The following is a 6,764-nucleotide window of genomic DNA, read 5'->3' on the forward strand; positions in this document are numbered from 1 at the left end:
GGTGATAGTGGCAGAGCGAACACGGTTGAAGTGATTCAGTTCTTTGGGGGCGACGGTTTCATTGATGCTGACGACCGATGCCAGCTGCACCAGTCCTCCGCGTCCGCGAAGATATAATTCGTCGATAGTTTCCGGAGTGGCGCGGTCAGTCGGCTTCAGCTGGGTAATGACATCATACTGCTTTGCCCCCCGTTTGAAGTTGCCGACCACTTTGCCGCCGAGATAAGTCTCCAGGGTGGAGCCGATATCGGTAACGGAGACGCCCAGGGCGGAAGCGCGCTCCCGGTCGATGGTAATATCGAGTTGCGGTTTATTGAGACGGAGGTCGGTATCGAGATTGATAAGATAACCGAGCTGCATCGCCTTCCCCATAATAACGCCGACGGCGGTTTGGAGCTCCTCATATGAATCAGCTTTGAGAACATATTCGACCGGAGAAGAAAAGTCCTGTCCCAGGGAGGGAGGATTGATAAGAAATGCCAGCACTCCCGGAATCCCCAGAAGTTGGGGAAAGAGAGAGCCGACAATTTCCTGCTGACTGCGGTCCCGCTCGCCGCGAGGCTTGAGGCCCAGAAAGACAAAGCCGTTAGTCACACGTCCCGGTCCGCCGAAACCGAGACCGGTAGCGGTAAAGAGGCCGGCCCGCTCCGGCACATTCATCAGGATACCCTCCACCTGGCGCATATACCGGTCGGTGTAATCCAGGGTCGCCCCTTCGGGCGCTATGACAATACCAAAGGCGACGCCCCGGTCTTCGGTCGGGACCAGCTCACTGGGAAGGAATTTGAAGGCGCCCACACCGAGCAGAATGAGCAGGAGAATGGCGGCGGTTGAAAGCACCCGGTGACGAAGGGAAAGACTTAAAACGGCGCGGTAGGACTTGTCGAGCCACTCGAAGAAGGCGTCAAAGGAGCGAGACGCCCAATTCCGCTTACCGGTATGCAGAGGGCGTAGAATCCGCGAACTGAGCATCGGGGTCAGAGTCAGGGCGACAAAACCGGAAATTAGAACGGCCACCGCCACAGTGACGCCGAACTCGTTGAATAACCGTCCCACATTCCCCTGCAGAAACGCCAGCGGCACGAAAACCGCCACCAGAGTGATGGTGGTGGCAAGAACGGCGAAACCGATTTCTTTGGAGCCGTCGAGGGCGGCGCGCCAGCGGGATTTGCCCATCTCCATATGACGATAGATGTTTTCCAGCACAACAATAGCATCATCGACCACCAATCCGATAGCCAGCACCAGCGCCAGAAGCGTCAAAATGTTAACGGTGAAGCCAAGAAAATAAGCCAGGGCAAAGGCGCCGATAATGGAGGTCGGAATGGCAAAGGTCGGAATGATAGTGGCGCGGAAACTTTTCAGGAAGAGCAGAATGACGATGATAACCAGAATTGCCGCAATCGCCAGAGTTTCGACTACCTCATCGAGCGATTCCTGAATGAAGGTGGCGGAATTATAGGCGACATTGAGCTGCATTCCGTCCGGTAACAGGGAGCGCAATTCGCTCATCTCGGCCATAATATTGTCGGAGACCTCGAGGGTGCTCGCTTTCTTCTGTTTGATGATACCAAGTCCGACCGCCGGTTCGCCGTTCCAGCGAATTGCGGTGCGGTCGTCTTCGGCGCCCAGCTCCACCAAAGCGACATCGCCGAGCCGAACGTATTCATCCCCTTTCTGCTTGACAATGATAGCGGCGAATTCTTCGGCAGTAGTCAGTTCGCCACGAGTGCGAACGGAGAATTCCCGTCCATCCCCTTCGATTCGTCCCGCCGGAATTTCCGCGTTTTCGCGGCGGATAGCATTTTCGATATCATAGGTGGTCAACTGATGCGCCGCCATTCGTTGAGCATCGAGCCAGACCCGCATAGCATAGCGGCGTTCGCCGCCGATGAAGACCGAGGCTACTCCCGGAAGGCGCTGGATTCGTTCCTTGAGAACACGGTCGGCGAGGTCGGACAGCTCCAGGGTGGAGTGGCGCGTGGAATTAAGAGCCAGCCAGATAATCGGCTGGGCGTTGGCATCAACTTTACTGACAATGGGGTCATCGGCCTCCCGCGGGAGCACGCCCCGAACGCGGGAGACACGCTCGCGAACATCATTGGCGGCTTCATCGACATCACGGCTCAACTCAAACTCAATGGTGATGACCGAGCCCTGCTCGCGGCTGGAAGAGGTAAGAGTCTTGACCCCCTCAATAGTGGAGAGCTGCTCTTCAAGAATATCGGTGATTTCCGTCTCGACCACATTGGGGCTGGCGCCGCGATAGAAGGTGGTGATGGAGACAATCGGCGGGTCGATATCGGGATATTCCCGGACCGGCAGACGGAATAAAGCTACCAGCCCGAAAAGGAGAATAACCAGACTGAGCACCAGCGCCAGGACAGGCCGCTTAATAGATATTTCGCTTATTTTCATTTAGTGCCTCCGTTCAGGCTGGCCGTTTCGCCGATATTGCTCGGCGCCATTATCGGCATCACTTTGGCGCCTTCGAATAATTTCTGATGACCGGCTTTAACCACTGTCATGCCCGGCTCTAATCCCTGGACGATTTCGACTGATTTTCGCTGACGGGCGCCGACTGTAACCGGCTTGCGCGCCACCGTGCTGTCGGGATTGACGACAAATACCAGCGACTGGGCGCCTTCGGCAAAGATAGCCTCATCCGGCACGAGCAGCGCATTCTCCCGTCGCGCCAGCACGGCCGATACATTGGCCGACATCCCGGGGCGGAATCGTCCGCCGGGATTGGCGAAATGGGCAATCATTTTGGCAGCGCGGGTGGAAAGGTCGATGGTCGGTTCAATCACCTCGATACGTCCTTTCAACTCATAATCAGGGTAAGGAGCGGTTGCTATGGAGACTTCGCTCCCCCGGCGAAGGAGCGGGAAATATCGCTCCGGAGCGGAGAAAGTAACTTTCAACTCTGAAATATTGGCTAAGTCCGTAATTGGCGTCCCGGCCCGCAGAAAAGCTCCGGGGCTGACTTTGCGGGCGCCGACTTCACCGGAAAAAGGAGCCACGATTCTGGTCTTGGCAAGTTTGGCTTCAATCATAGCCAGTTCGGCTTCGGCGACTTTGTAGGCGGCATTGACGTCATCAAATTCCTGCTGCGAGGTGACCGCTTTATCCAAAAGCGACTTTATTCTGTCGTAAGCGGCTTTGCGTTGGTCACGAATAGCGAGGGCGCGCTCCCGTTCGGCGCGCAGTTGAGTGTCGTCAAGCTGGGCGATGAGAGTCCCTTTCTCGATGGCGGCGCCTTCAGTAAAGGGAAGGTCAACCACAATGGCATCAATTTCCGCCACAATAGTGACGGCATCGTGCGCCTCGATGGTTCCGACGGCGTCAAAGCGATCTTCCACGGTGGCGCTTGCCACCAGTGCGGTCTCGACCGGCATAGGGGGCATGGAAAATCCGCCGCCGGCCTGCTGCTTCGAGCATCCGGATAGAGCGGCCAAGATTAGAATCAATGACAATATACTCGGTATAACTCTCTTTTTCATTTCTTTATGTCCTTTCGCCTCGCGGTATTTCTGCGGTAAAGATAACAAGCATATAACGAATGATTATAATATGAGGTTCCAAATAATAGAGTCACATTATCGACTTTTCTGGTTCCCGGCATACAAATGTGATTTAAGGATTGTCTGTTATACGAATCGTGGAGCGAATTAATTGACAATTTCCGCTATTTTATTGAGAGATTTTATCTTATTTCCTGTAATGCGGCTCCATTTACAAGCGTGTTTTCGAATTTCGGGGTGGCTATTGAGAAATGATACCGCCTGCCCTTGAAACCGGCACAGAGTATTTGTTATATTGGAAAATGGAGAGAGAGGATTTGAAATGAATAGAGGCATCCAGAAGATATTTGCGCAGGTGCCGCATACTTATGAATTGATAAATCATATTCTGACGTTTGGAATGGATATAATCTGCCGACGGAAAGCGGCAAAGATAGCGGCGGGAGGCGGGGGGAACCGCTGGATGGACCTCTGCAGCGGGACCGGCGAAATGGCCGCCAATCTGGCGCGGCTTTCCCAGAATGGAACGACGGTTTATGCCGCCGACTTTTCGCAACCTATGCTGTCGATGGCGCGAAAAAAGCCGGAAGCGTCGCGGATAAGATTTGTCATAACTGATGTGGGGATGCTGCCGTTTCCGGACGCAACTTTCGACGCCCTTACCATCTCTTTTGCCACCCGTAATATCAACACCAGCCGGGAGAATCTGATTATCTGTCTGAAAGAATTCAATAGGGTACTGAAGCCGGGTGGAAGATTTATAAATCTCGAAACAAGCCAGCCAAAGTCAAAACTGCTGCAGAAATTGATGCATCTTTATGTAAAGGCGGCGGTGAAACCGATTGGAGGGACAATTTCCGGCTCGAAAGCGGGATACGCCTATCTTTCCCAGACCGTGCCGCGCTTTTACCCGGCGGAAGCATTTGCGGAGATAATCAGAACGGCCGGTTTTGCAACGGTGGAATACCGCCGTCTCTTTTTCGGCATTATCGCCATTCATATCGGACAGAAAAAGGCGGACAAATAAACTCTGGCGGAATCGCACTCGGGGCGGTAATTTGTGGATTTATGAGGATATTTTAGATGCCCCTGACGGAAAACCTGCAGCTTTTGAGCCAATCGATATTCTGCTCCGGATTGGACCGGGAGGAACTGCGGGCGCTTCACGATATCACCGCGATAAGAAAGGTGAAAAAGGGGGAGATACTTTTCCTGGAGGGGGACCCGGCTGGCGGATTTTATATCTTGCTTGCCGGAAAGGTTCGGGTTTATAAATCCTCTCCGGAAGGGAAGGAATTCACCATTCATCAGATAAACCCGGGGCAATTGTTTGCCGAGGCGGCGATATTCCGGGGAGGGGAATATCCAGCCAACTGCGCCGCTCTGGAGGACTCCCTGGTGGCGTTTTTCCCCAAGGAATCATTTGTGCAGCTTATCAAAGAATCGCCGCAGATTTCACTTAAGATAATCGGGTCGATGTCATCTTTCCTGCGGGAGTTCAACCGCAAAGTGGAAGAGCTGACCCTGAAAGAAGTTCCGGCGAGGATTGCTTCTTATCTTCTGCGCGAAGCGGAAAGAAAAGGAACGAGGCACCTGCTGCTGGATATTCCCAAAGCCGAACTGGCCAAACATCTGGGGACAATCAGCGAAACGTTGTCGCGCAACCTGCGCAAATTCAAAGAGTTAGGAATACTTCAGGTACACGGCAAGAAAATAACCATCCTCGACCCGGAACATCTTCAAGCGGTCGCCGACGGCGAAAAAATATAAAGTTAGATTGACCTAAGTCAAAGACTCTACCGGGGCTTCTTTCGATATTAAGAGTAGAAACATAGATAATAATAGTCTATTTATAGAAAGAGGTCCGATGCCGCTGCGAAAAATAATCAGAATCGATGAAGAGAAATGCGACGGGTGCGGGAAATGCGTTCCCGCCTGCGCTGAAGGGGCGCTTCGGATAATCGAGGGCAAAGCCCGGCTGGTGAGCGAAAGCTACTGCGATGGGATGGGGGCATGCCTGGGCGACTGCCCCCAGAAGGCGATTATCATTGAAGAGCGCGAGGCATCGGAATACGACGCCGCAGCGGTGGAGAGACATCTGCGGCAAGACCAGCGGCCATCACAACTGAATAATATCAAGAGGGAAAGACCGTCACCGTCTTCATATCCATCCTGTCCCGGTTCGCTCGCGCAGTCGTTGGGGAAAAGCGGCGCAGGCAGAACGGAAAAGCCAAACCTCTCCCCGACCGCGCTATTCTCCCGTCTCAACAACTGGCCTGTACAGCTGATGCTGGCGCCGGTGAATGCTCCCTATTTCCAGAAGGCGCGTCTCCTGATTGCGGCTGACTGCGTACCCTTTGCCCTGGCGGACTTTCACGCCTCGCTTCTGGAAGGGAAAATTCTCCTTATCGGCTGCCCCAAACTGGATGATTTAAATTTTTATCGGGAAAAATTGACAGCGATATTCCGGGAGAATATAATAATGGAGGCGGAGGTCGCTTATATGGAGGTTCCCTGCTGTTTCGGATTGGTGCAGGCGGTCAAGCAGGCGCTTGCCGAATCGGGGAAGGCGATTCCGCTTACCTTGACCCGGATTGGAATCCGGGGCGAAATCAGAGAGAAAGATAAACCGGTCGCAAAAATGGGAGAGGGAGTATGAGTGAATTAATCGACAATGCCCGGAAGCGGAAAGACCTTTTGAAGCATATGATACTTCAGCTTCACAAGGGTGAAGCGCCGGAGGCGGTGCGCAAGCAGCTGGTGCGGCTGATGGGTGAGGTGCCGTACGGCGACGTAGTGGAAGTAGAGCAGGAACTGATAAGCGAGGGGCTTCCCGCGCAAGAGATACTGCAGTTGTGCGATATGCATACGGAAGTCCTCAAAGGTCAAATCGACCTGTCACAGAGCAAAGAGGCGCCGCCGGGGCACCCGGTGCATACCTTCAAGATGGAAAATAAAGCGCTCGGCTGGGAAATAAGCACCATTGTGAAGATTGCCGAGGGGATTAAGAAGATGCCGGACGAAGCCGACGCCTCGACACTGATGGCCGAACTGCAAAGGCATATGCACGCCTTGACCGATGTCGAAAAGCATTACCGCCGTAAAGAGAATCTGCTGTTTCCATATCTGGAAAAGCACGGCATCACAGGACCTCCCACGGTGATGTGGGGGAAGCATGACGAAACCCGAGAGCACCTTTCCGGGGCGATTGAAGCCTTGAAAGAGACCGCCCAGATTACC

At 53.7% G+C, this 6,764-nt stretch carries 6 protein-coding genes; 4 read left to right on the forward strand and 2 right to left on the reverse strand.

Annotation, left to right across the window (positions count from 1 at the left end):
- Positions 1 to 2,418 (reverse strand): efflux RND transporter permease subunit (locus AB1690_01055; GenBank protein MEW6013888.1); only part of this gene is annotated, 2,418 nt, incomplete at its 3' end.
- On the reverse strand, positions 2,415 to 3,503 hold the full coding sequence (locus AB1690_01060) for an efflux RND transporter periplasmic adaptor subunit (GenBank protein ID MEW6013889.1): 1,089 nt from the start codon (positions 3,501 to 3,503) through the stop codon (positions 2,415 to 2,417). The genes AB1690_01055 and AB1690_01060, both read right to left, overlap by 4 nt.
- A 343-nt stretch (positions 3,504 to 3,846) precedes the next feature.
- Between AB1690_01060 and AB1690_01065 the strand changes: the two genes are divergently transcribed.
- From AB1690_01065 to AB1690_01080, 4 genes are all read left to right on the forward strand, one after another.
- Complete coding sequence (locus AB1690_01065) at positions 3,847 to 4,551, forward strand: ubiquinone/menaquinone biosynthesis methyltransferase (GenBank protein MEW6013890.1); 705 nt, start codon at positions 3,847 to 3,849, stop codon at positions 4,549 to 4,551.
- A gap of 56 nt (positions 4,552 to 4,607) precedes the next feature.
- Positions 4,608 to 5,294 (forward strand): Crp/Fnr family transcriptional regulator, encoded by a 687-nt coding sequence (locus AB1690_01070; GenBank protein MEW6013891.1) that lies wholly within the window; start codon positions 4,608 to 4,610, stop codon positions 5,292 to 5,294.
- 97 nt (positions 5,295 to 5,391) lie between these two features.
- Positions 5,392 to 6,183 (forward strand): 4Fe-4S dicluster domain-containing protein, encoded by a 792-nt coding sequence (locus AB1690_01075; protein MEW6013892.1) that lies wholly within the window; start codon positions 5,392 to 5,394, stop codon positions 6,181 to 6,183.
- The coding region (locus AB1690_01080; GenBank protein MEW6013893.1) for a DUF438 domain-containing protein at positions 6,180 to 6,764 on the forward strand (585 nt) is incomplete at its 3' end. The genes AB1690_01075 and AB1690_01080, both read left to right, overlap by 4 nt.

This window comes from Candidatus Zixiibacteriota bacterium (assembly GCA_040753495.1).
Classification (GTDB): Bacteria; Zixibacteria; MSB-5A5; order GN15; family PGXB01; genus DYGG01.